Source organism: Pseudomonas sp. GD03944 (assembly GCF_029839275.1).
In the GTDB taxonomy this organism is placed as follows: domain Bacteria; phylum Pseudomonadota; class Gammaproteobacteria; order Pseudomonadales; family Pseudomonadaceae; genus Aquipseudomonas.
Genome location: NZ_JAOCAH010000008.1, coordinates 127,995 through 151,944 on the forward strand (window position 1 = coordinate 127,995; position 23,950 = coordinate 151,944).

Below are 23,950 nucleotides of genomic sequence, written 5' to 3' on the forward strand. Positions count from 1 at the left end.
TTTTGTTTTGCGGTCTGCGAAAATGCCCGCACTTTTTTGTTGCCGTCCTATGTCTCGGGAATTGTTATGACTGCCCTGAAGAACGACCGTTTCCTGCGTGCCCTGCTCAAGCAACCTGTCGATGTCACCCCGGTGTGGATGATGCGTCAGGCCGGTCGCTACCTGCCGGAATACCGCGCCACACGCGCCAAGGCCGGTGACTTCGTCAGCCTGATGAAGAACCCCGAGCTGGCCTGCGAAGTGACGCTGCAGCCGCTGGACCGCTACCCGCAGATCGACGCGGCGATCCTCTTCTCCGACATCCTCACCATCCCCGACGCCATGGGCCAGGGCCTGTACTTCGAAACCGGCGAAGGCCCGCGCTTCAAGAAAGTGGTCGCCAGCCTGGCCGACATCGAGGCGCTGCCGATCCCTGATCCGGAGCGTGACCTGGGTTATGTGATGGATGCCGTGCGCACCATCCGTCGTGAGCTGAATGGCCGCGTGCCGCTGATCGGCTTCTCGGGCAGCCCCTGGACCCTGGCCACCTACATGGTCGAAGGCGGCTCCAGCAAGGATTTCCGCAAGTCCAAGGCGATGCTCTACACCAACCCCCAGGCCATGCACGCGCTGCTCGACAAGCTGGCGCAGTCGGTCACTGCCTACCTCAACGGGCAGATCCGCGCGGGTGCCCAGGCGGTGCAGATTTTCGATTCCTGGGGCGGTTCGCTCTCTGCGGCGGCCTATCAGGAATTCTCCCTGGCCTACATGCAGAAGATCGTCGATGGCCTGATTCGCGAGCACGATGGGCGCCGCGTGCCGGTGATCCTGTTCACCAAGGGCGGCGGCCTGTGGCTCGAGTCCATGGCTGACAGCGGCGCCGAAGCCCTGGGCCTGGACTGGACCTGCGATATCGGCAGCGCCCGCGCCCGCGTCGGCGACAAGGTTGCCCTGCAGGGCAACATGGACCCGGCGGTGCTCTACTCCAGCCCCGAGGCCATCCGTGCCGAAGTCGCGCGTATCCTCGCGGCATACGGCCAGGGCAGCGGTCAGGTGTTCAACCTCGGCCACGGCATCACCCCCGAGGTCGACCCGGCCAATGCCGCTGCGTTCTTCGAGGCGGTGCACGAGCTGTCGGCGCGCTATCACGGCTGATGCGTTCGCCTCGGCGGGCGCGTCCGTCGCGCCCAAACGAAAACGCCGCCTACCCGGTCACGGGAGGCGGCGTTTTCATTCGAGCCGGTATCAGTTGTAGCGGTACTTGGCTTCGACTTTGCGCTTCTGGATGGTGTAGCTGACCATGTCGATCTCGCCGCTGCTCAGTTGGTCATCCAGCACCCGCATGTCCTTTTCCTGGGACTGCATCAGGTGGGCCTTGGTGGCTTCGTAGTTGATCACCTGGGCGGCGTCGTAACCGCTGACCGGGTCCCAGAGGATCGAGAGGGGCCACAGCAGCAGGTTGACCACGCCAAAGCCGTACTCGCGCCCGTAGAAGGAGCCGCCGCCAGGCAGCAGGCCCAGTGCCGCCGCTGCGCCCGGGCTCTTCTCCTTGACGGTCATGTTGCGGGCTTCGAAATGCCGCATTTCCGATTTCTGCATCGAGTTCAGGCCCGAGGCACAGCCAGTGGAGAGCGCCAGGACAGTCAGCAAAGCAATGAAACGTACGATGAACACGTGTAACTCCTTCGGGGGGTGTTTTCCTTCGCCGCGGTCGTTCGCGGGCGCGCAGCCTAACAGGAGTGATATCAAAACGCTATCCGTCGGCGTTTGCGTCTGTGCCGCGAGTGCGCTACAAACAGCCAGTGCGGATTTCGGGCGGATAGGGAGAGGTGATATGCGGCGTGTGGTGTTCAATCAGAAGGGCGGGGTGGGCAAGTCCAGCATCGCCTGCAACCTGGCAGCCGTGAGCGCTTCGCAAGGGTACCGGACCCTGCTCATCGACCTCGATGCCCAGGCCAACTCGACGCACTACCTCACCGGCCTGACCGGCGACGAGATTCCCATGGGGATCGCCGAGTTCTTCAAGCAGACGCTGTCCAGCGGGCCGTTCGCCAAGAAGGGTAAGGTGGATATCTACGAGACCCCGTTCGACAACCTGCACGTGATCACCGCCACCGCTGAACTGGCGGACCTGCAGCCCAAGCTCGAAGCCAAGCACAAGATCAACAAGTTGCGAAAGCTGCTCGAGGACCTGGCCGAGGATTACGAGCGGATCTACCTGGATACCCCGCCGGCGCTGAACTTCTATACGGTTTCCGCGCTGATCGCCGCCGACCGCGTGCTGATTCCCTTCGATTGCGACAGTTTCTCGCGCAACGCCCTGTATGGCCTGCTGCAAGAGATCGAAGAGCTGCGTGAAGACCACAACGAAGACCTGGCGGTCGAAGGGATCGTGGTCAATCAGTTCCAGCCCAGGGCTTCGCTGCCCCAGCAACTGCTCGACGAGCTGATTGCCGAGGGGCTGCCGGTGCTGCCGGTGAACCTGATGAGTTCGGTGCGGATGCGCGAGTCGCACCAGGCCTGCACGCCGCTGATCTACCTGGATGCACGGCACAAGCTGACGCAGCAGTACGTGGAGCTGCATGACCTGTTGAACGCGGCGGACTGAACATTCGCCCCATGAAAAAAGGCGCCAATGGGCGCCTTTTTTCATGGGTGGCGTAATCAGCGAACCACCAGGATGTCGCAAGGCGCCTTGTGCAGGAAGTGCTGGGCCAGGCTGCCGAGCAGGGCCTGTGACAGCGCGCTGCGGCCGTGGCTGCCGAGCACCATGAGTTCGCTGCGCCGCACTTTCAGTTGCTCCTGCAACGCTCGCAGGATGCCTCCCTGCTGCACCGAATGGCTCAGGTTCGGGCTGCCCGGTGGCAGGTTCTGGGCTTCGTCCGACATCAGCCGATCGATCAGCGCGGTCTGCAGGTGCAGGTGCTCTTCGACCTGCTTGGGGGTGCCCTTTTCCGGCTCGAACACGTGCAGCGCATGCAGTTCGGCGGTGTCGGGCAGCAGCTGGCAGGCCTGGGCCAGCGCACTGCAGGCGCAGAGCGAGAAGTCGATGGCCGACAGGGCCCGCTGGTAGGGCTGGAAGTCGTTGCGCGCCACCAGCAGCAGGGGCACGGGGCAACTGCGGGCGATGCGGTCCAGGCTGGTGCCGGAAAAGAAGTCATGGCGCTTGTGGTGGGCGCCCAGTACCAGCAGGTCGCAACCGAGTTCGTTCAGTTGTTGCAGCACCACCTCCGAGGGCTTGCCGCTGCGCAGGCGCAGCTCGCTGCCCGATGGGGCGTACTGGGTCAGGCTGCGGTCGAGCGCCTGTTGTGCCTGGTCATGTTGCTGGCTGCTCTGGCTGGGGTCGAGCACGTGCAGGATGGTCAGCCGGGCATTGTGCTGGCGGGCCAGTTGCGTGGCCCGGCACAGGGCCATGTCCGCCGTGTCGCGCAAATCATGGGCAATGAGGATGTGAGAGAACATGAGCATCTCCGGCCGATGCCTGTCGGCGTACTTTATTATTCCCTCATGCTTAGCTGCTGTTTTGATCCACGGCAAGGTCAGGCGTCAGCGGGCGCGCAATTGGTAAAGACCGTGGCTGTACGCCACCACCTCGCCGCTGGCGTCGGTCAGTTGCAGCTCCAGGGGAAACTCGGCCTTGCCCTGTTCGGCCGCCTGCGTCTGCAATTGCTCGATCTGCGCGGCGTCGAGACGCGCCTCGACCTGGATGTCGCCGGTGGCCGGGCGGCGAAAGCGCAGGTTCATCTCCTTGATCACCGGGTAGAAGCGCTGCACGTCGAAGCTGGTGAGAAACAGCGCGCCGCCGGGGATTTCCGCGAGGGTGAACAGGGCGCCGGCGTACATGCTGCCAATGTGATTCTCGTTGCCCGCCAGCGGCATGCGCAGCCGCACATGGCCCGGCTCCAGCACCTCGGCCTTGAGGCCACTGCGTTTGACGAAGGCGATCTGTTCTTCGGTGAGCTGGCGGGCGATTTCGACGGGCAGGGACATGGTCGGTACCTGGGCTGAAGGGGTGCCCGTCAGCCTAGCGGGCGCCCGTCAGCTTGCCAGTGACCGGAGCGCCCGCCGCGCTTGACCCTTCTGCTCAGGCGCCCTGGGCGTTGAGCCAGGCCAGCAGCTGCGGCAGCGGCATGGCGCCGCTCTGCCGGGCCACTTCGCGGCCGCCCTTGAACAGCAGCAGGCTCGGGATCGAGCGGATCGCCAGTTGCCCGGCCAGTTGCGTGTGCGCTTCGCTGTCCAGCTTGGCCAGGCGATAGCGCCCCTGCAGCTGCTTCGCCGCCTGGGCGAAGGTGGGGGCGAAGGCCTGGCAGGGGCCGCACCAGGCGGCCCACACATCGACCAGCAGCGGCAGGTCGCCTTTCAACTGGCTGGCAAAGTTGGCCTGGGTCAGCTCGATGGGTTCGGCAGGCAGCACTTCGGCCTTGCAACGGCCACAGCGCGGGGCGTCGCCCAGGCGTTCGGCGGGAATGCGGTTAAGGCCGTTGCAATGGGGGCAGGGGATCAGCAGGGGTTCACTCATGGTCGACTCCAGATGGATACCCCTGATCTGGAGTCGGATCGCCGAAAATCAAGCGCTGGCCGCGCGCATCAGACCAGGGACGAGTAGATGTTGTAGGCGCTGATCAGGGTGATCAGGCAGCCGACGATGGTCAGCAGGGTGCGGGCCGACAGCTTCTTGCACAGCAGCGCAGCCAGTGGCGCAGCGAACATGCCGCCGAAGACCAGGCCGGCGACCATCATCCAGGTGTCCGGCTGGCCGGCCAGGAGGATGAACGAGGCGGCGCTGGTGATGGTCAGGAAGAACTCGGCGAAGTTGACCGAACCGATGGTGGTGCGCGGGTCGCTGCCCGAGCCCAGCAGGCTGCTGGTGACCACAGGGCCCCAGCCGCCACCGCCGGCGGCGTCGACGAAACCACCGAACAGCGCCAGCTTGGCCACGTGCTTCGGCTCGCGGGGTTGCTGTTTCACGTGGCGGTAAGCCTTGCGCAGGATGTACAGGCCCATCAGCAGCAGGTAGGCGGAGATGAAGGGCTTCATCACGTCGCCGTCGAAGCTGGTGATCAGCACCGCGCCGAGCACGGCGCCGATGATCCCCGGCAGCAGCAGGCGCAGGAACAGCGATTTGCTGACGTTGCCCAGTTTCACGTGGGAAATGCCCGAGAGCCCGGTGGTGAACACCTCGGCGATGTGCACGCTGGCGCTGGCCGCCGCAGGCGTGGCGCCGGCGCTGAGCAGGAAGGTGGTGGCGGTGATGCCATAGGCCATGCCCAGGGCGCCGTCGATCACCTGGGCGAAGAAGCCCACGGCGACCGCACTCCAGAAGGCCGGGCTGTGCAGGGTGCGCTCGATGATCTCGAAGCCGCTGCTGCCGCCGTTGTCGCCGAAGAACAGGCGCCAGGCGAGGAACAGCAACAGGCCGATCAGTACCAGGGCGGCGAACCACATGGCCGAACGCAGGATCGGGTGGTTGTCGGGGTGGCTGACGTAGTCTTCGACGGGGGGCAGGCCCAGCGCTTCGTGCTCGGCATTGAGCGGGCTGGCACTGAGGTCGAGATCGCGAATTTTCATGCAGTGAGGCGCCTGACAGTTTGCGGTAGAACAGGCCGGAATAAGCAGCGGGGGCAAGATAAGCTGCTTTGCTTAGAGAGTCTAAGAATGTTTGAGAAGGTTGATATGCCTTTTCGATTTAACAGATAAGGCTGTACCGCTCGACTGCCGGGGCACTGTAACTGGGCGCCGAACCTGCTGCCGGCTAGGCTCGGGGTTTTCCCGATGGAGGTGTGCCATGCGTCAGCTGGGCGTTCTGGGTGGTATGAGCTGGGAGTCGACGGCGAGCTATTACCGCTTGCTCAACCAGGGCGTGCGCGAGCAGCGTGGTGGCCTGCATTCGGCGCCACTGTTGCTGCATTCGGTGGATTTCGCCGAGATCGCGGCGCTCCAGGCCTCCGGTGACTGGGACGAGGCTGGTGCCGTGCTCGCCGACATCGCGCAACGCCTGGAACAGGCTGGCGCGACGGCGTTGCTGCTGGCCACCAACACCATGCACAAGGTCGCCCCGGCCATCGAGGCGGCGGTGGCGATTCCCTTGCTGCACATCGGCGATGCCGTAGGCCAGGCCCTGCAGCGCCAAGGTGTGCGCCGCGTGGCCCTGCTCGGCACGCGCTTCACCATGCAGGAAGCCTTCTACCGGGAGCGCCTGGCGGCACGTTTCGGGATCGAGGTCATCGTGCCCGATGCGGCGCAGATGGCCGAGGTCGACCGGGTGATCTTCGCCGAACTGTGCCAGGGCGTGTTTCGCGACGACGCCCGCGCCTACTACCTCGATTGCCTGTCGGCGCTGGCCGGGCAGGGGGCCGAGGCGGCGATCCTCGGCTGTACGGAAATCGGCCTGCTGCTGGAGAACACGCCCGCACCGCTCACGCTGTTCGACAGCACGGAGCTGCACGTGGCCATGGGCCTGGATTGGATACTGGCGGCACCCGACGCCTGAAACCCGGCCTCAGGAGGAGCAACTGATCTCCAGGTGCTTGCCCCATTCCGGCGGCCGTTCGGCGTAGCGCTCCATGCCCGGTTGCTCGGTGAAGGGATTCGACAGCACCCGGTGCAGCTCGCGCACCGGTTTGTAATCACCCCGTTCCGCCGCCTCGATGGCCTGCTGGGCCAGGTAGTTGCGCAGGATGTAGCGCGGGTTGACCGCATGCATGCGCGCCTGGCGCTGTGCCTGGTCGTCGGCACCGTCGCGTTCGATGCGCTGCCGGTAGTCCGCCGCCCAGGCATCGAAACCGGCAAGGTCGACGAAATCCTCACGCAAGCGAGACAGGGCCTGATCGGGCGCACTGTCGCCCAGTTCGCGGAAGAAACCGGTGTAGTCCACCGCGCTGGTCTGCATCAGCGTCAGCAGGCGCTGCACCAGTACCTCATCGCCGTCTTCCCCGTTACGCAGCCCAAGGCGCTGGCGCATCAGGTCCAGGTAGTGGGCCTGGTGCAAGGGCAGGAACAGCTCCAGGGTTTCGCGCAACTGCTCGACGCTGACGAAGGGCGTCAGCGCCTGGGCCAGGGCCGCGAGGTTCCAGTGGGCGATGGGCACCTGATTGCTGAAGCTGTAGCGGCCGCCGTCATCGGAATGGTTGCAGATGAAATGGGCGTCGAAGTCATCGAGGAAGGCGTAAGGGCCGTAGTCGAAGGTGATGCCGAGGATCGACATGTTGTCGGTATTCATCACCCCGTGGCAGAAGCCGTATGCCTGCCAGTAGGCGATCAGCTCGGCGTTGCGCTCCACCACCTCGCGGAAGAACGCGGCATGGGGCTCGGGCTGTTCCAGGCACTGAGGGTAGTGGCTGCTCAGCACGTGCTCGGCGAGCTGCTTCAACTGCTCCGGCTGCTGGGTGTAATAGAAGTATTCGAAGTGGCCGAAGCGCACATGGCTGGGCGCCAGGCGCAGGACCATGGCGGCGGTCTCCTGCTTCTCGCGCCACACCGGGGTGGTCGAGCCGGTGACGCACAGCGCCCGTGACGTCGGAATGCCCAGGGCATGCAGGGCCTCGGAGGCGAGGAACTCGCGGATCGAACTGCGCAGCACCGCACGGCCATCGCCCATGCGCGAATAGGGCGTCTGCCCGGCGCCCTTGAGGTGCAAGTCCCAGTGCTCGCCGGCGTCGTTGAGCACTTCTCCCAGCAGCAGGCCGCGGCCGTCGCCCAGGCGCGGGTTGTAGGAGCCGAACTGGTGGCCGGAGTAGACCATCGCCCGTGGCTGCGCCTCGCTCCACAGGGTGTGGCCGGTGAACAACTGGGCGAACACGTCGCGCTCGGCTTCGGCCGGGTCGAGGTCGAGCAGGGCCAGGGCCGCTTCGCTGACCACGACCACGCGGGGTTCGTCGATCGGCTCGGGCTCGACCGGGGTGGAGAAGGCGTCGCCCAGGCGGGCGAAGCGGTTGTCGAACTGGAGGTCGTCGAGGGTTTTCATGGGCTCAGCTTTACACGGTGAGGCCGCTTGGGGGAACCCGCCGGGATGAATGGTGCGCCACCGAGGCGGCGCACCCTTGGCTCAGGGCTGGTTGGCTGGCAGGTCGGGTGGCGTTGGTTCGCCTTGCTCGACCCGGTGCTCCTGCCCGCGGCGGTTGGCGAAGGTCAGTTCCATCTTCGGCGTCGAGGAGACGTTGATGTCGTTTTCCTGGAACAGCTGGTCGATGCGCCGGTTCAGCTCGTCGGTGGCCAGGCCGCGGTCGCCCAGTTCGCGCACGTAAATCTTCAGCTCGTGCTCCAGGGTGGAGGCGCCATAGGTCTTCAGTTGCACGCTGGGTGCCGGATCGCGCAGCACCCGGGCGTTTTCCTGGGTGGCCTGCAGCAGCAGCTTGCGCACCAGCTCCAGGTCGGCACCGCGGTTGACGTTGAACACCAGCACGATGCGGGTGATGGTGTCGGTCAGGGTCCAGTTGATCAACTGGCTGGTGAGGAAGATCTGGTTGGGCACGATGACTTCCTTGCGGTCGCCGTCGGTGATGTGGGTCGCGCGGATGCGGATCCGGTTGACCGTGCCGGTCACGGTGCCGATGGTCACCAGGTCGCCGATGCGCACCGGGCGCTCGAACAGCAGGATCAGACCGGAAATGAAGTTGGCGAAGATCGCCTGCATGCCGAAACCGATACCCACGGAGAGGGCCGCGACCAGCCACTGCAGCTTGTCCCAGCTCACCCCCAGGGTCGACAGTGCGCTGACGAAGCCGATGCCGGCGATGGCATAGGACAGCAGCGTGGTGGTGGCGTAGGCGCTGCCCTGGGCCAGGGACAGCCGCGACAGCACCAGCACTTCCAGCAGACCCGGCAGGTTGCGCGCCAGGGCGATGGTGATGCCGGCGATGATCAGGGCGCCGAGGAAGTCCAGCAGGCTGATGGGCAACTGGGTTGCCGCATCGCCGGTACCGGCGGCGTACTGGTAGAGGGTGATTTCATCCAGGTAGGCGAACACGCTGATCAGGTCCGCCCACACCAGGTACATGCAGGCGATGAACACGCCGAACAGGGCCAGGCGGATCAGGCGCAGCGACTGCTGGTTGACCTGCTCGATGTCGAGGGTCGGCTCCTCGATCACCACGTCTTCGCCTTCGGCGTTTTCCCGGGTCTGCGCCTGGCGCTTGGCCAGGGCGCGGGCATAGGCCAGGCGCCGTGCAGCCACTGCCAGGCCACGGACGAAGGTGGCCTCGATGATCAGGAAGAAGATCAGCAGGTACAGGGTGTTGATCAGGCGGTCGGTGAGTTTCAGCGAGGTGTAGTAGTAGCCGAAGCCCACCGCGACGATGAACACCAGGGGCAGGGCGGTGAAGCCCAGGCCGATCAGGAAGCGGAACGGCGAGGTGTGCTCGCGCATCGGCTCGGCCAGCAGCAGCTTGCCGAGAATCAGCGCCATCAGGGTATAGCAGGACAGCACCACGAAAATCCCGATGACGTCCTCGGCCAGCGCCGCCGGCTGGTGCTCGGCCACGGTGACCACCGCGACCAGGGCCATGACCACGATGCCCAGGCGGCGTATCTGTTTGCTCAGCAGGGCGACCTGGGGGCGCGGCCAGTGGAAGTGCAGCTCGGCCACGCCGCTGGGCGCGAGTATGCGGTACAGGGTGTAGAACACCAGCCAAGCCTGGGCCATTTCCACCAGGCCGGCGCCCAGCGTGGCGTTCTGGCCCCGGGCGTCGATCTGCAGGGCCAGCCCGCAGAGGGCCAGGAACAGCGCCACCGGCAGGGCCAGGAGGATGTTCAGCAGCAGCGCCAGCGGGGTGTGCAGCTGGCTGTCGAGCTTGTAGTGGCCGATGTCCTGGTGCAGGGCGGTGAGCTTGTCGTACAGGTAGCTGCGCTTCCACAGCAGGGCGCCGATCACCAGCAGCAGCGGGATGAACAGCCAGGGGCGATCGACCAGGCCTTCGCCCAGTTCAGCCACGCCCGAGCCCCAGGGCACCTCCGCGAGCTGGCGCTCCAGGTGCTGCGGAATGCTCTTGAACCAGGCCAGGTCCAGGGGTTTGTTGCTGGGAATCCAGAACAGCTGTTCTTCCAGGGTGGCGCGCAGGGCCTGGGAAGTGTCGTGCAGCTGTTTCTGGTTCAGCTGCAGGGTGATCGATTCGTTGAGCAAGCTGTTGAGTTCGCGGCCGAGGCGGTCGAACAGCTCGCTGCGGGTGGTGGCCAGGTTCAGCAGGGTGTCGTGCAGTTCGGGCGTCACCTGCTCCGGTTGCTGCTTGGCCAGCAGCGCTTCGACGTAGGCCTGGGGGTTGCTGAGCGCCTCGCGCTGCTGGCCCAACTCGAACTGGTAGAGGCGGATATCGGCGATTTCGTCGGCCAGGTCGCCATCGAGCGTGAGATGGGGCAGCGCCTGTTTCTGCTGGTAGAGAATCTTCGACAGCAGCAGGCTGCCCTTGAGCACGCTGATCTGCTCTTCCAGGGCCTGGTCGGCCTGGCTGAGGGTGTCCAGTTGCTGACGGGTCTGCAGGTTGCGCTGGGTCAATTCGTTGAGGCGATCCGTGGCACGCAGCAGGTAGTCGGAGAGCTTGACGTTGACCGCGCTTTCCTCGGCCAGGACGCTGTCCGGCGTGGCATTGCGAGCCTCGCGGGCGAGTTCGGCGACAGTCTGCTCGGAGCTTTCCCGGCGCCGTTCGTTGATCATCGACTGCAGGTCCTGGCTGTCCTGCTCCGCGCGACGGATGCGTTCCATCAGCAGGTCGCGGCGGGCGTTGCCGAGGTCCTGCAGCAGGCTGTTGCCGGCCAGCTCCTGGCGGCGCAGCTGGGTCTGCGCGTCGAGGGCGGCGAGCTCGGCGGTGAGCTGGTCGCGCTGCTCGCTGATGATGGGCTTGCCCGCGTCGCGACCGGTCTTGAGGATGGTATTGATCTGCTGGGTGCGGACCTGGTTGTTGCTGATTTCCGCCTGGGCCCGTTCCGGCCGGGTCTGGGAGGTGATGATCAGGCTGTTGGCTTCGGCCAACGCCTTCTGCCAGTCCGCCAGCTGCGTGCTGCGCTCGTTCAGCAGGCTTTCCAGCTGTTCCAGCGGGGATTTGCCGTATTGGGTGCTGGCGGCCACCGGCTTGCTGGCCTTGAGGCGCGCCAGTTCGCGCTGGGCCTCGGTGGTCTGGCCGGGGGCTTCACTGAGCTGGCGCTTGAGGTCGGCCAGGCGCTTTTCACTGTCGGCCTGGGCGGCCAACAAGGTGAGGGTCTGCTCCAGGGCGGCCTGCACGCTCTTCTGCTCGGGTTCCGGCAGCTTGCGCTCGGCCAGGGTGTCCAGGCTTTTCTGCAAGGACATCGGGTTTGGAAGGGCGGAGGCCTGCGCCGTTGCCAGGGCGGAGCAGAGAAACAGCAGAGCGATAGCGAGCAAGGGGCGCAATGGGAGCATGACCGCGTTCAGCCACTCGGACAGAAGTTAGGGGGGATGATATGCCAGTCTGGCGGCGAGAAGGGTTCTCGCCGCGTACGTTAGAGGAAAAGGCCCGGCTGGGACTGACCTTCCGGCAGTTTGACGCCCACTTTGCGGATCTTGTTCCCTTCCATCGCTGCGATTGTCCAGGTCATGCCCTGCCAATCGACATGGTCGCCAATCACGGGCTCGCTACCCAGTTGATGGGCGATGAAACGCCCCAGCGGCTGCCGGCCATCGGTATCGCCGAGCTTCAGGCCGTAGAGCGCGGCAATGGCGCCCAGTTCGGCATCGCCTTCCAGGACGAAGTCGCCGAAGAAACGCAGGTCCTTGGCGCGCTTGGGCGCCTGGCTGAACAGCGCGCCCAGAGCGGGCAGGTCGTGCTCATGGCCGATCACACAGAGCACATCGCGGGCTTCCAGCGTCGTACTGCCAGAGGGATGAAGCAATTCATGGCCACGAAACAGCGCCGCGATCCGCGTTCCTTCAGGCATGTTCAACGCTTTCAAGGGCGCGCCGATGCACCATTTTTCTGCGCCGAGGCGATAGACGAAGAGTTCCCACTGGCTGGTCGGGTGAATTTCCAGGCCGGCACGTGAAATCGGCGACGGCACCGGGGGGACCTCCACTTTCGCTTTGCGGGCCGCCCACCCCAGGGTGGTGCCTTGAAGCAGAAGCGAGACCAGTACGATGAAGAATGCCACGTTGAAGAACAACTGGGCATTCTCCAGGCCGGCCATGAGCGGAAATACCGCGAGAATGACTGGGACCGCACCCCGCAGGCCGATCCAGGAAATGAACGTCCGCTCACGCAGGCTGAATCCCTTGAAGGGCAACAGGCCGATGAAGACCGAAAGCGGTCGTGCGAAGAGGATCATCCACAGCGACAGGAGAAGCGCAGGCACCGCGATTGGCAGCAGATTGCTCGGGGTGAGCAGCAGGCCGAGCACCAGGAACATGCCGATCTGGCTGAGCCAGGCCAGCCCGTCGAACATGTGCAGAATGCCGTGGCGATTGCGGATCGGGCAATTGCCCAGCAGCAGCCCGCACACATAGACGGCCAGGATGCCGCTACCGCCAATGATGCCGGACAGGGCATAGATCATGATGCCGCCGCTGACGGCCAGCAGCGGGTACAGGCCATCGGCCACGGTGATGCGGTTGATCAGCTGCAGCAACAGCCAGCCGCCCGACAGACCGAGGATGATGCCGATACCGAACTGCTGCACCAGGCTGACCAGGATGGTCCAGCTGAAGCTCGTCTGACCCGCCGCCAGCATGGCGATCAGCGACACGGTCAGGAACATCGCCATCGGATCGTTGCTGCCCGACTCGATTTCCAGTGTCGAGCCGACGCGTTCGTTCAGCCCTTTGCCATTGAGCAGGTTGAAGACGACAGCGGCGTCCGTGGAGCCCACGATCGCGCCGATGAGCAGGCCTTCGATGAGCGACAGGTCGAACAGCCAGGCGGCCGCCACGCCGGTCAGGCCCGCCGTGATCACGACACCGGTGGTGGCCAGCGAAAGTGCCGGCCACAGGGCGACCCGGAAGGTGGCGGCGCGGGTACGCATGCCGCCATCGAGGAGGATGACCGCCAGGGCCAGGTTGCTGACCAGATAAGCCAGGGAGTAGTCGTTGAAGACGATGCCACCGATACCGTCGACACCCGCCAGCATGCCCACTGCGAGGAAGATGACCAGGATCGGGATGCCGATTCGGGTGGACAGTGAACTGACCATGATGCTTGCAGCAACGAGCAGCGCCCCGATCAAGAACAGGTTGTTGACGGTGCCAGCATCCAAATCACGTCCCCCCAAGGCTGCAATGAGTGCGCCTTGTATGCATGGCGCGTGCCAGGGGATTCTAACCGGTGTACTTGCCCACCTGTCAAAAAAGCGTAGGTATTTGATAACGCTTTAGTAACCAATGATTTGCGATGTGGCCTTGGCCGCGTTGCAACAGGTGTCAGGCGCCGGCAGAGACCGAGCGAGACGGGGCGGGCCAAGGCGCCGCCCCGTCACCGGATCAGAACCAGGCGTCGCGCATGGCCAGGCAGGTGTCGTCGCGGGCTTCGAGAATGGCCAGGTCGTGGTGGCAGCTCGGCACTTCCCAGGTCAGAAAGTAGCGCGCGGCCTGCAGTTTGCCCTGGTAGAAGTCGGCGTCCGCGGCGTCGCCACGGGCCAGGCCCTGTTCGGCGCGAATCGCCTGTTCCAGCCAGCGCCAGCCGATCACCAGGTGCCCGAAGGCCTTCAGGTACAGCGCCGAGTTGGCCAGGCCCTGGTTGACCCGGCCGGCCATCAGGTCGCCGAGCAGGGCCAGGGTCACCGCCGACAGGCGTGCCAGCAGTTGCTCCAGCGGCTGGCGCAGGGTGTTGAGGGATTCATGTTGGCTGGCGCGTTGGCAGCTGTCCTGGATCAGCTTGACCAGTTGCTTGAGCGCCGCGCCGCCGTTCATCGACACCTTGCGCCCGAGCAGGTCCAGGGACTGGATGCCGTGGGTGCCTTCGTGGATCGGGTTGAGGCGGTTGTCGCGGTAGTACTGCTCCACCGGGTAATCCCGCGTATAGCCGTGGCCGCCGAGGATCTGGATCGCCAGCTCGTTGGCCTTGAGGCAGAACTCCGAGGGCCAGGATTTGACGATGGGCGTTAGCAGGTCCAGCAGTTCCAGGGCGTTCTTGCGCTGCTCCTCTGTTTCCAGGGTCAGGGTGTCGTCGAACAGCCGGGCGGCGTACAGGCCAAGGTCGAACGCGCCTTCGACGTAGGCCTTCTGGGTCAGCAGCATGCGCCGCACGTCGGCGTGGTCGACGATGGCCACCTGCGGCGAGGTCGGGTCCTTGCCGTCCGGCAGGCGACCCTGGGGGCGCTGGCGGGCGTAGTCGAGGGAGTAGAGGTAGCCGGCGTAGCCGAGCATCACCGCGCCCATGCCGACGCCGATGCGCGCCTCGTTCATCATCTGGAACATGTAGGACAGGCCCTGGTGCGGCTTGCCGACCAGGTAGCCCACGCATTCGTTACCGTCGCCGAAGTTCAGGGCGGTGGAGGTGGTGCCGCGCCAGCCCATCTTGTGGAACAGCCCGGCCAGGACCACGTCGTTGCGGGCGCCGAGGCTGCCGTCGTCGTTGACCAGGAATTTCGGCACGATGAACAGCGAGATGCCCTTCACCCCGGGCGGGGCGTCCGGCAGCTTGGCCAGGACCATGTGCACGATGTTCTCCGACAGCGGGTGGTCGCCGCCGGAGATGAAGATCTTGTTGCCCTTGATCCGGTAGGTGCCATCGGCGGCCGGCTCGGCGCGGGTGCGCAGGTCCGACAGGGACGAGCCGGCGTGGGGCTCGGTCAGCGCCATGGTGCCGAAGAAGCGGCCCTCGATCATCGGCTGCAGGAAGCGCTGCTTCTGTTCCTCGCTGCCGAAACTCTCGATCAGGTTGGCCGCGCCCATGGTCAGGAACGGGTAGGAGGTGGTCGCCGCGTTGGCCGACTGGAAGTGGGCGAAACAGGCCTGGGACAGCAGGTTGGGCAGTTGCATGCCGCCGACGTCGAACTCGCGGGTGGCGTTGAGGAAGCCGGCCTCCAGAAACGCGTCGACCGCCGGTTTGACCTCGGGAATCAGCCGGGCCGCGCCGTCGACGTACTCCGGCTCGTGCTCGTCGTTCTTGCGGTTGTGCGGGGCGAACAGGTTCTCGGCGATGCTGCGGGCGGTGTCGATGGCCGCATCGAAGGTTTCCCGGCTGTGGTCGGCGAAACGCGGGCGTTGGGTCAGGGCTTCGGCATCCAGCACTTCGTAGAGTTCGAAGGCCAGGTTGCGGGAGCTGAGCAGGGTCTCGGACATGGATGCACCTCCAATGGGATGGCATCAGTCTAGGTCTGTGAATGAAGGCCGCCTAGCATCATCCACAGGCGTGATAAAGCAGTAGAACTGTGCGCTGCTTCTTGTGTGAGCAGACAGGCTACAATTCGCGCCTGTCCGAGGATTGCCCATGAACTACCGTCACGCCTTTCACGCCGGCAACCATGCCGATGTGCTCAAACACCTGATCCTGTGCCGCCTGATCGCCCTGCTGTCGCGCAAGGAGGCGCCGTTCGCCTACCTCGACAGCCACGCCGGTGTCGGCTTGTACGACCTGGCCGGCGACCAGGCCAGCCGCACCGAGGAATGGGTCGATGGCATCGCCCGCCTGTGGCAGGCCGAAGACCTGCCCGATCCGCTGGTCGATTACCTCGAGGTGCTGCGGGCGATGAACCCGGATGGCGTGCTGCGCCATTACCCCGGTTCGCCCGAACTGGCGCGCTTGTTGAGCCGCGAGCAGGACCGCCTGCACCTCAACGAGAAGCACCCGGAAGATGGGCGCCTGCTCAAGGAAAACATGGCCGGTGACCGCCGCGTGGCGGTGCACCTGGGCGAGGGCTGGCACATCGCCCGGGCGCTGCTGCCGACCCGCGAAAAGCGCGTGCTGCTGCTGATCGACCCGCCGTTCGAAAAGGCCGACGAACACATCCGCTGTGTCGAGTCGCTGAACGAGGCCATCGGCCGCATGCGCCAGGCGATCGTGGCGATCTGGTACCCGATCAAGGACGAGCGCCAGCTCAAGCGTTTCTACCAGGATCTCAGCCGTTCGGCCGCGCCCAAATTGCTGCGGGTCGAGCTGTTCGTGCACGCGCCGGACGACGCCAGCCGCCTGGCTGGCTCCGGCCTGGTGATCAGCAACCCGCCATGGGGCCTGGAGGATGAACTGCGCCAGCTATTGCCGTGGCTGTCGGCGCGCCTGGCGCAAAGCCAGGGCTCGTTCCGCCTGGACTGGCTGATCGAGGAAAAGCCGGCCGGCGCCTGAGTCGCTCAGCTCCGGCCGTTGGTCGGTTCGATGTGATAACTCAGGTTCTGCCGCGGGCTGAGGTATTCCAGCACCTCTCGCGGCACCTGTGACGGGCGCAGGCTGCGGGCGATGGTGACGCCGGGTTCTTTCTCCAGGTCGAGGATCAGCGCCTCCTGCTTGGGCACCTTGGCGTCGTAGAGGATCAGCGTCGGTTTCATCGGCTGGGCCGGGTTGGCGCCCAGCACCATGCCATGGCGGTCATCGTCCAGTTGCACCAGGCTGCCCGGTGGGTACACCCCCATGGCGCGGATGAAGGCCTTCAGCGCCACCTCATCGAAATGCGCACGCTGCTGCTTGAACATCAGGGCCAGGGCCTCGTGCGGGCTGAGCGCCTGGCGCGGGTCCAGCGGGTTGCACAGGTTGTCGAACTGGTTGGCGATGGCCACCAGCTTGCTCAGCCGGCCGATGCCTGACTCGCGCAGGCCGCGCGGGTAGCCGCTGCCGTCGCAGTGTTCATGGTGCTCGTGGAGGATGCGCAGCACCTCGTCATCGAGCATCAGGCGATGGCCCATTTTCAGGCCGAAATCGGTGTGCATGTGCAGTAGCTGCTGCTCGGGGCGGGTCAGCGGCTCGGTCTTGAGCAGCACCTTGCTCGGCACCTCCATCTTGCCGATGTCATGCAGCAGCGCGCCGAGGCCCAGGACGTGGCAGTCCTCGCTGTCGAGCCCCAGCTGGCGGCCGAGCAGCAGCGCCAGGACCGTGACGTTCAGCGCGTGGTAGTAACTGTCTTCGGCAGCCTTGCCGGTGATGCTGTGCAGCACCACGCCGGGCGAGCCGAGCAGCGTCTCGACCATGGCGCCGACGATGACACCGGCCTGCTGCATGGCTTCTTCGGGGCGGCTGCGCAGGGTCTGGTTGAGCGCCTTCACTTGCTGGCTGGCCTGCAGGAAGCGGCGGTCCACTTCCGCCAGGCGTTTGCGCAGGGCCTGCAGCTGTACGCTGCGGTGCTGGCGGGCTTCGCTTTCCGGATCGACCGGCGGCTCGGGCTCGGCCGGCGCCTGGGGTGCGTCGACCGGCGTCAGGGGCAGGGGTTCGCAATCGCTGCGCGACGGGTCGTAGCGCACACGCTTCAGGCGCAGCGCCCGCAGGGCCTGGATCTGGCCCTCATCCTTGATCTTGAAATTGCTGAAGGTGAAGTCGTGCTCCCACCAGCCCAGCTCCAGTTGGATGTAGAGGCCGACACAGAGTTGGTCGGGGGATATGTAGGCGGTGTTCGTGGGCATGCCGGGCTCGTGCGCTGCTGGCTCTTTGCCTTGCAGTCTAGCGCCCCGAAGCGGCAGAGGAGAATGTTCGCGCAAGGCGCCCCTTTTATGGGGCGCCGGTCACGCCATGACGTCGATGCTGTTGCCCAGGTGCGGCGGGTTGCTCGGCACGCTGGCCGGTGTCGCCGCCTGGACCATGCCGGTGATGCTGGAGGCTTGCAGCTCCAGGGTCTTGCGCAGGAGCAGGAGTGACATCTGCGCAGAAATTTGCGCAGAGGCCTGGCTCGATACCTGACTGGTCAGGCTGCTCAGTTCCATGGTGACGCTCTCCTGCCGGCATCAGCCCGGCGGGTAGTGAATGGGCTCAGGCGGGTAGGCATACGCCTGTTCCGCCGAGCCCGCAATAGCCGCCGGGGTTTTTCGCCAGGTACTGCTGGTGGTAGGCCTCGGCGTAGTAGAAGGGCGGCGCTTCGCTGATTTCGGTGGTGATGGCGCCCAGGCCGGCCTTGTCCAGCTCAGCCTGGAACTGCGCCTGGCTGGCGCGGGCGGCAGCGAGCTGTTCGGCATTCTGGCAGTAGATCGTGGAGCGGTACTGGCTGCCGATGTCGTTGCCCTGGCGCATGCCCTGGGTCGGGTTGTGCGCTTCCCAGAACACCTTGAGCAGGGCTTCGTAGCTGGTCTGCTGCGGGTCGAACACCACCAGCACGACTTCGGTGTGGCCGGTCAGGCCGGAGCAGGTTTCTTCGTAGGTCGGATTGGGGGTGAAACCGCCGGCATAGCCGACCGCTGTGGTCCAGACGCCGGGCTGCTGCCAGAAGCGTCGCTCGGCGCCCCAGAAGCAACCCAGGCCGAACACTGCCTGCTGCATCCCGGCCGGGAACGGGCCCTGCAGTGGGTTGCCGTTGACGTAGTGGGCTTCCGGCACCGGCAGCGGGGTGTCGCGACCGGGCAGCGCCTGCTCGGCGGTGGGCAGTTCGGTTTTGTTGACCAGGATTTCTGAACGCAGGGCCATGAGCCATTTCCTCAGCATGTTCATTGGTGGGGCATCCGGTGGCAGGGCGATGCGTAGCGGAGACCTCGACAGGCCTCCGATAGTACACCCTGATCAGGTCTGTGGGCGGCACGGATAGCGCTTGAGGCTGTCCATCAGCTCGCGGCCGGCGATCGGGCGGTCGAACAGGTAGCCCTGGCCGATATCGCATTGCTGGCGCCGCAGGAAACTCAACTGGGCCGCGGTTTCGATGCCCTCGGCGACGACCTTGAGCTTGAGGTTGTGCGCCATGGCGATGACCGCCGAGGTGATTTCCTTGTCGTCCTGGTTTTCCGGGATGTCCTTGATGAAGCTGCGGTCGATCTTGATCACGTCGATGGGGAATTTTTTCAGGTAGCTGAGCGACGAATAGCCCGTCCCGAAGTCGTCCATCGCCAGGGTCAGACCCAGGCTCTTGAGGCGGCTGAGCTGGTGCCGGGTGTCATCGGTGGCTTCCAGCAGCAGGCTTTCCGTCAGCTCCAGTTCCAGCAGCGACGGATTGAGTTGTTCCTCCTGCAGGATCGAGGCGATCGAGCCGACCAGGTCCGGATCGGAGAACTGCTTGGGCGACAGGTTGATCGCCACCTGCAGGCTACCCAGGCCGATGGCTTCCAGCTGCTTGCTCATGCGGCAGGCCTGGCGCACCACCCATTTGCCAATGGGGATGATCAGGCCGGTTTCTTCCGCGACACTGATGAACTGGTCGGGGCGGATCATGCCCTTTTCCGGGTGCTGCCAGCGCAGCAGGGCTTCCAGTCCGAGCAGTTGGCCGGTCTTCAGGCACAGCTTGGGCTGGTAGAAGACTTCCAGCTCGTTCTGGGTCAGGGCGCGGCGCAGGTTGCTCTCGACGAACAGCTTGTAGTTGGCTTCGGCATTCAGGGCTTCGGTGAACACCTGCAGTTGGTGCTTGCCGTTGGCCTTGGCCTTGTGCAGCGCCAGGCCCGCGTGCTTCATCAGCGTCTGCGGGTCGTCGCCGTGCTCCGGGGCGCAGGCCAGGCCGACCGAGCCGGTGATGCTGATCAACTGGTTGTCGACGAACAGCGGCTTGTCCAAGGTGTGCAGCACTTGCTGGGCGATGCGCTGGCCACCCTCGGCGTTGGTGCCTTCCAGGAGAATGGCGAATTCGTTGCTGGCGAAGCGCGCGAGGATGCCGCTCGGGGTCAGGCTGTTGCGCAGGCGCCGGGCCAGGCTGATCAGCAGCTTGTCGCCGGTCTGGTGGCCGAGGCTGTCGTTGATCCGCTTGAAGTTGTCGATGTCGACCAGCAGCAGGCTCGCCGGTTTGCCGCTGCTGTGGGTGAAGCGGTTTTCCAGGGCGCGGATGAAGGCGTAGCGGTTACCCAGGCCGGTCAGGTTGTCGCTGTAGGCCAGGCGCTCGATGCGCTGCTGCGAGTGCTTGTCTTCGGTGATGTCTTCGTAGATGCCGATGTAGTGGGTCAGGCTGCCGTCGTCGGCATGCACCTTGGACAGCGACAGGTGGCTCCAGTACGGCTCCAGGTTCTTGCGCCGGCTCTTGAACTCGCCCTGCCAGCTGTTGTGGTCGGACAGGCTGGAGGCGGAGTCGAACAGCAGGTCGCTGAGGTTCTCCAGGGCCGGCAGTTCCGACAGGCGGCGCCCCTGCACTTCATCGGCGCTGTATTGGGTGATGGCGGTGAAGCTCGGGTTGACGTACTCCACCAGGCCGTCGCGGTCGAGCAGGATGAAGGCGCTGGCGCTCTGCTCGACGGCGCGCTGGAACAGGTGCAGGGCGCTGGTGGCGTGGCGCCGTTGCTGGTTGATCAGCACCTGGGCGTACTGGTCGGCCAGCTCGCCGGCAAAGGCGATTTCGTCCGGCTGCCAGACCCGGGGACCACCCGTGTGTTCGAGGCACAGCACGCCGACCACTTCCCCGCCTATACGAATACTCGCGTCGAGCATCGCACTGATGCCCATGGGCTTGAGGTACTGCTCGTTCAGTTCACGGGTACGGGCGTCGAACTGTGCGTCGTGGGCGTCGAGCGAGCGACCGCCCTGCAGGGCATGCAGGTAGTTCGGGTAGCGGCTGGCGTCGATGGACTGGGCTTGTTCGTGCACGCCGGTTTCGTGGCGGTACAGGGCCACGGGTTCGAGCACGCAGTCGTTGATGTTCCAGATACCGGCCCGCGCCACGTCGTAGGTTTCGCAGGCCGCCTGGGTGATCAGTTCTGCCGCTTCACGCAGCGGGTCGCTGCCGTTGTAGCGGTGCCGGGCCAATCGCATGATCAAGCCCTGCTGGGCGCGGATGCGCAGCTGGTGCTGCTGGTGTTCCGTCTGGCTGCGCTGGTACAGCTCCAGGGAATGCTGCAGCTGCGGGTTGTTCACCGGCAGGAGGTCCTGAGGAGACGCCTCGCCTGGCAGGGTCAGGGCATCGGCCACCAGCAGGTAGCCGCGCAGCAGGTGGCGCCCACGCTGCTTGAAGGCCTCGCCAGTCTCCATGAGGGTCAGGGGGCCGTTCGGCGTGTGCAGGACGTAATGCACCAGGTAGTGGGTGCGTTGCGACAGCTGTTGCTGGATGGCGTCGTGCAGCCGATAGCGCGCTTCGGGCTCCATCAGGCTGGCGTAGGGGGCGTCGATCAGGGCACACAGGTCGCTGGCGGGCAGGCCGATGTGGCGTTCGCAGGCAGGGTCGAGAAACAGCAGCGTCCAACTGGCTTCATTCAGCCGCTCGAAACGCAGCATGCCGAGCCGCGAGGGCACTGGCAACTGCGTCACAACCTCGGCCGCTAGACGGCTTGCGGCATCGGGATGGCTTTTCATTGGATGGCTGGCTTCCAGTATGCTGACCGCGGCGAAAACCGGGCCCACTTCACTATAGCGTTCCGTAAGGGTGCATCATGCAATTGCGACTGACAAGAAAACTAATTTCCGCCGTGTTGCTGGGGTGTGGCGTGCTGTCGATGCCGCTGCATGCGAACGAGACCGACAGTGGCCTGAGCAGCGCCGAGCAGGCCGATTATTTGCGTGAAATCAAGCAGTTGTACCTGACCCAGGACGAGCGTCAGGCGCTGCTCGCGCACAGCAACGACCTGCTGAAAAACTACGCCCTGCGCGCCGGCTACCAGGTCGGCCAGGCCCAGCGCCAGGACCTCTTCTACCAGCTGCGCCTCGGCGCCCCCGGGGAGTTGCTTCTGCGCGAGGAAGTGCGGGGCGAGAAAGGCACCGACATCGCCGTGCGCAACCAGCGTGTCGAGCTGTTCGGCGTCGACCCGTTCATCCGCTACGACTGCCCGCAGGCCGGCATCAGCTGCGTGCTGCACAACCCCGTCGATGACCGCCCGCTGCTGAGCATCGTGCGTGACCACAAGGGCGCCGCCGAGCTGGCCAAGGCCCTGAGCTTTCTGATCCGCAACCTGCAGAAGGGCTGAGGCCCTTCGTACACCCTCCCGTCCCGTCCGCCGGATTCTGCGCAAAAAAAACCCCGCCAACTGGGGCGGGGTTGAGGATACGAGCGTGGCGTGCTCGAAAGTCTAAGCGGGTGTTACAGCAGCATCGTGCGGATGTCGGTCAGGACATCGCCCAGGCGCTTGGTGAAGCGTGCGGCAGCAGCCCCGTTGATCACGCGGTGATCGTAGGACAGCGACAGCGGCAGCATCAGCTTCGGCTGGAAGGCCTTGCCGTCCCAGACGGGCTGGATGGTGGCCTTGCTGACACCGAGGATCGCCACTTCCGGCGCGTTGACGATCGGCGTGAAGCCGGTGCCGCCAATGTGACCGAGGCTGGAGATGGTGAAGCAGGCGCCCTGCATGTCGTCAGCCGAGAGCTTCTTGGTGCGGGCTTTTTCAGCCAGTGCAGCGGCTTCGGCAGCCAGTTGCAGCAGGCTCTTCTGGTCGACGTTCTTGATGACCGGTACCAGCAGGCCATCCGGGGTGTCGACGGCGAAGCCGATGTGCACGTATTTCTTGCGGATCACCGCCTTGCCGCTCGGGGCCAGCGAACTGTTGAAGTCCGGCAGTTCCTTGAGCAGGTAGGCGCAGGCTTTCAGCAGCAGCGGCAGGACAGTCAGCTTGACGCCGGCTTTCTCGGCCACGGCTTTCTGCGCGACGCGGAAGGCTTCCAGCTCGGTGATGTCAGCCGAATCGAACTGCGTCACGTGGGGCACGTTGAGCCAGCTGCGGTGCAGGTTGGCAGCGCCGACCTGCATCAGGCGGGTCATCGGCACTTCTTCCACTTCACCGAACTTGCTGAAGTCCACGGTCGGGATCGGCGGAATGCCGGCGCCGCCGGTCGCGCCCGCTGCAGCAGCCGGGGCTTCCTTGGCCTTCTGCATCATGGCCTTGACGTAGACCTGCACGTCTTCCTTGAGGATGCGGCCTTTCGGACCGGTACCCGGTACGGCGGTCAGCTCGACGCCGAACTCGCGGGCCAGCTGGCGCACGGCCGGGCCGGCATGCACCTTGGCACCGTCGCGCTTGGGCGCTACGGAGCCGGCGGCGGCAGCGGCCGACAGCGAGGCGATGGCGCGCACTTCAGCAGCCACTTGCGGTGCGGCGCCTTCCGGTACGCGGTGTACTTCCTGGCTGGCAGGAGCTGGTGCTGGCGCAGCAGCCGGTTGGCCGGCCCCCGCCACCTTGAGCTTGATGACCAGGTCGCCGGTGCCGATTTCATCGTCCAGCTTGACCACGACTTCTTCCACCACGCCGGCAGCCGGCGACGGGATTTCCATGGAGGCCTTGTCGGATTCCAGGGTGATCAACGATTGGTCGGCTTCGATGGTGTCACCCACCTTGACCATGACTTCGATGACCTTGACCTTGCTGTCGGTGCCGATGTCCGGCACGCGGACGTCCTGCACGCTGCTGCCGGTCGGCGCAGCGGCGGGAGCCGGTGCGGCGGCCTGGGCGGCAGGTTGGGCAGGGGCAGCCGCCTGGGCAGGCGCTGCAGCCGGTGCGGCGCCAGCGGTCTTGAGCTTGATGATCAGATCGCCGGTGCCGATTTCATCGTCCAGCTTGACCACGACTTCTTCCACCACGCCGGCAGCCGGCGAGGGGATTTCCATGGAGGCCTTGTCGGACTCCAGGGTGATCAGCGACTGATCGGCCTCGACGGTGTCACCCACCTTGACCATGACTTCGATGACCTTGACCTTGCCGTCGGTGCCGATGTCCGGCACGTGCACGTCCTGCACGCTGCTGGCAGCCGGCGCAGCAGCTGCCGCGGCCGGAGCCGCAGAAGCTTTCGGTGCTTCGGCAGGCGCGGCGGCCTGGGGCGCAGGAGCTGTTTCGGCAGCACCTTCGACCTCCAGCACCAGCAGTTCGTCGCCTTCTTTCAGGCGATCGCCGATCTTGACCTTAAGTTCTTTCACCACGCCGGCCTTGGGCGAGGGGACTTCCATGGAGGCCTTGTCGGACTCCAGGGTCAGTACGCTCTGGTCGGCTTCGACACGGTCGCCGACCTTGACCAGCAGTTCGATAACCTCGCCTTCACCGCCGAGGTCGGGTACGCGAATCAATTCACTCATCGCTTCGCTC

Annotated in this window: 19 protein-coding genes; 5 read left to right on the forward strand and 14 right to left on the reverse strand. The window is 65.2% G+C overall.

Annotated elements, in window-relative coordinates; translation table 11 throughout:
* The first annotated feature begins 66 nt into the window (after positions 1–66).
* Positions 67–1,134: a uroporphyrinogen decarboxylase gene (hemE, locus tag N5C28_RS14345; protein ID WP_279823276.1), complete on the forward strand. Its 1,068-nt coding sequence runs from the start codon at positions 67–69 to the stop codon at positions 1,132–1,134.
* 90 nt (positions 1,135–1,224) lie between these two features.
* Here hemE and N5C28_RS14350 read toward each other — a convergent pair whose 3' ends face one another.
* Entirely contained in the window at positions 1,225–1,653 is a 429-nt protein-coding gene (locus N5C28_RS14350; protein ID WP_279823278.1) for a hypothetical protein, read from the reverse strand.
* A 160-nt stretch (positions 1,654–1,813) separates the two neighbouring features.
* On the opposite strand from N5C28_RS14350, the gene N5C28_RS14355 reads away from it, so the two are divergent.
* Complete coding sequence (locus N5C28_RS14355) at positions 1,814–2,587, forward strand: ParA family protein (RefSeq protein WP_279823279.1); 774 nt, start codon at positions 1,814–1,816, stop codon at positions 2,585–2,587.
* Between the two features lie 56 nt (positions 2,588–2,643).
* Here the strand turns inward: N5C28_RS14355 and N5C28_RS14360 are convergent, their stop codons facing one another.
* The 4 genes from N5C28_RS14360 to N5C28_RS14375 form a co-directional block, all read right to left on the reverse strand.
* Positions 2,644–3,441 carry a universal stress protein gene (locus N5C28_RS14360; protein WP_279823280.1) on the reverse strand — a complete coding sequence of 266 codons (798 nt, stop codon included), beginning with the start codon at positions 3,439–3,441 and terminating at the stop codon, positions 2,644–2,646.
* A gap of 84 nt (positions 3,442–3,525) precedes the next feature.
* Positions 3,526–3,969: a YiiD C-terminal domain-containing protein gene (locus N5C28_RS14365; RefSeq protein WP_279823282.1), complete on the reverse strand. Its 444-nt coding sequence runs from the start codon at positions 3,967–3,969 to the stop codon at positions 3,526–3,528.
* Between the two features lie 94 nt (positions 3,970–4,063).
* Positions 4,064–4,498 carry a thioredoxin TrxC gene (gene trxC / locus N5C28_RS14370; RefSeq protein WP_279823284.1) on the reverse strand — a complete coding sequence of 145 codons (435 nt, stop codon included), beginning with the start codon at positions 4,496–4,498 and terminating at the stop codon, positions 4,064–4,066.
* Between the two features lie 68 nt (positions 4,499–4,566).
* Complete coding sequence (locus tag N5C28_RS14375; protein WP_279823285.1) at positions 4,567–5,547, reverse strand: sulfite exporter TauE/SafE family protein; 981 nt, start codon at positions 5,545–5,547, stop codon at positions 4,567–4,569.
* 217 nt (positions 5,548–5,764) lie between these two features.
* Between N5C28_RS14375 and N5C28_RS14380 the strand changes: the two genes are divergently transcribed.
* On the forward strand, positions 5,765–6,469 hold the full coding sequence (locus tag N5C28_RS14380) for an aspartate/glutamate racemase family protein (protein WP_279823287.1): 705 nt from the start codon (positions 5,765–5,767) through the stop codon (positions 6,467–6,469).
* A gap of 9 nt (positions 6,470–6,478) precedes the next feature.
* On the opposite strand, the gene selO is transcribed toward N5C28_RS14380, so the two are convergent.
* The 4 genes from selO to N5C28_RS14400 form a co-directional block, all read right to left on the reverse strand.
* Complete coding sequence (gene selO, locus N5C28_RS14385) at positions 6,479–7,942, reverse strand: protein adenylyltransferase SelO (protein ID WP_279823288.1); 1,464 nt, start codon at positions 7,940–7,942, stop codon at positions 6,479–6,481.
* A gap of 81 nt (positions 7,943–8,023) precedes the next feature.
* Positions 8,024–11,344 (reverse strand): mechanosensitive channel MscK, encoded by a 3,321-nt coding sequence (mscK, locus tag N5C28_RS14390; RefSeq protein WP_279823290.1) that lies wholly within the window; start codon positions 11,342–11,344, stop codon positions 8,024–8,026.
* Positions 11,345–11,424: 80 nt separating this feature from the next.
* Entirely contained in the window at positions 11,425–13,167 is a 1,743-nt protein-coding gene (locus tag N5C28_RS14395; protein WP_279823291.1) for a potassium/proton antiporter, read from the reverse strand.
* 223 nt (positions 13,168–13,390) lie between these two features.
* Positions 13,391–15,193: an acyl-CoA dehydrogenase gene (locus N5C28_RS14400; RefSeq protein ID WP_279823292.1), complete on the reverse strand. Its 1,803-nt coding sequence runs from the start codon at positions 15,191–15,193 to the stop codon at positions 13,391–13,393.
* 148 nt (positions 15,194–15,341) lie between these two features.
* Between N5C28_RS14400 and rlmJ the strand changes: the two genes are divergently transcribed.
* Entirely contained in the window at positions 15,342–16,193 is an 852-nt protein-coding gene (gene rlmJ / locus N5C28_RS14405; RefSeq protein ID WP_279823295.1) for a 23S rRNA (adenine(2030)-N(6))-methyltransferase RlmJ, read from the forward strand.
* Between the two features lie 5 nt (positions 16,194–16,198).
* Here the strand turns inward: rlmJ and N5C28_RS14410 are convergent, their stop codons facing one another.
* The 4 genes from N5C28_RS14410 to N5C28_RS14425 form a co-directional block, all read right to left on the reverse strand.
* Positions 16,199–17,458: an HD-GYP domain-containing protein gene (locus N5C28_RS14410; RefSeq protein ID WP_279823296.1), complete on the reverse strand. Its 1,260-nt coding sequence runs from the start codon at positions 17,456–17,458 to the stop codon at positions 16,199–16,201.
* Positions 17,459–17,557: 99 nt separating this feature from the next.
* Positions 17,558–17,755 (reverse strand): putative motility protein, encoded by a 198-nt coding sequence (locus tag N5C28_RS14415; protein ID WP_279823297.1) that lies wholly within the window; start codon positions 17,753–17,755, stop codon positions 17,558–17,560.
* A 46-nt stretch (positions 17,756–17,801) separates the two neighbouring features.
* Positions 17,802–18,449: a peptide-methionine (S)-S-oxide reductase MsrA gene (gene msrA, locus N5C28_RS14420; RefSeq protein WP_279823298.1), complete on the reverse strand. Its 648-nt coding sequence runs from the start codon at positions 18,447–18,449 to the stop codon at positions 17,802–17,804.
* A gap of 93 nt (positions 18,450–18,542) precedes the next feature.
* On the reverse strand, positions 18,543–21,239 hold the full coding sequence (locus N5C28_RS14425; protein WP_279823299.1) for an EAL domain-containing protein: 2,697 nt from the start codon (positions 21,237–21,239) through the stop codon (positions 18,543–18,545).
* A 77-nt stretch (positions 21,240–21,316) separates the two neighbouring features.
* On the opposite strand from N5C28_RS14425, the gene N5C28_RS14430 reads away from it, so the two are divergent.
* The gene (locus N5C28_RS14430) at positions 21,317–21,847 is read left to right on the forward strand and encodes a hypothetical protein (RefSeq protein ID WP_279823302.1); all 531 of its coding nucleotides are present in this window, start codon (positions 21,317–21,319) and stop codon (positions 21,845–21,847) included.
* A gap of 113 nt (positions 21,848–21,960) precedes the next feature.
* Here the strand turns inward: N5C28_RS14430 and aceF are convergent, their stop codons facing one another.
* A complete protein-coding gene (aceF, locus tag N5C28_RS14435; RefSeq protein ID WP_279823304.1) occupies positions 21,961–23,940 on the reverse strand; it encodes a dihydrolipoyllysine-residue acetyltransferase in 1,980 nt (659 codons plus the stop codon).
* Positions 23,941–23,950: the final 10 nt, after the last annotated feature.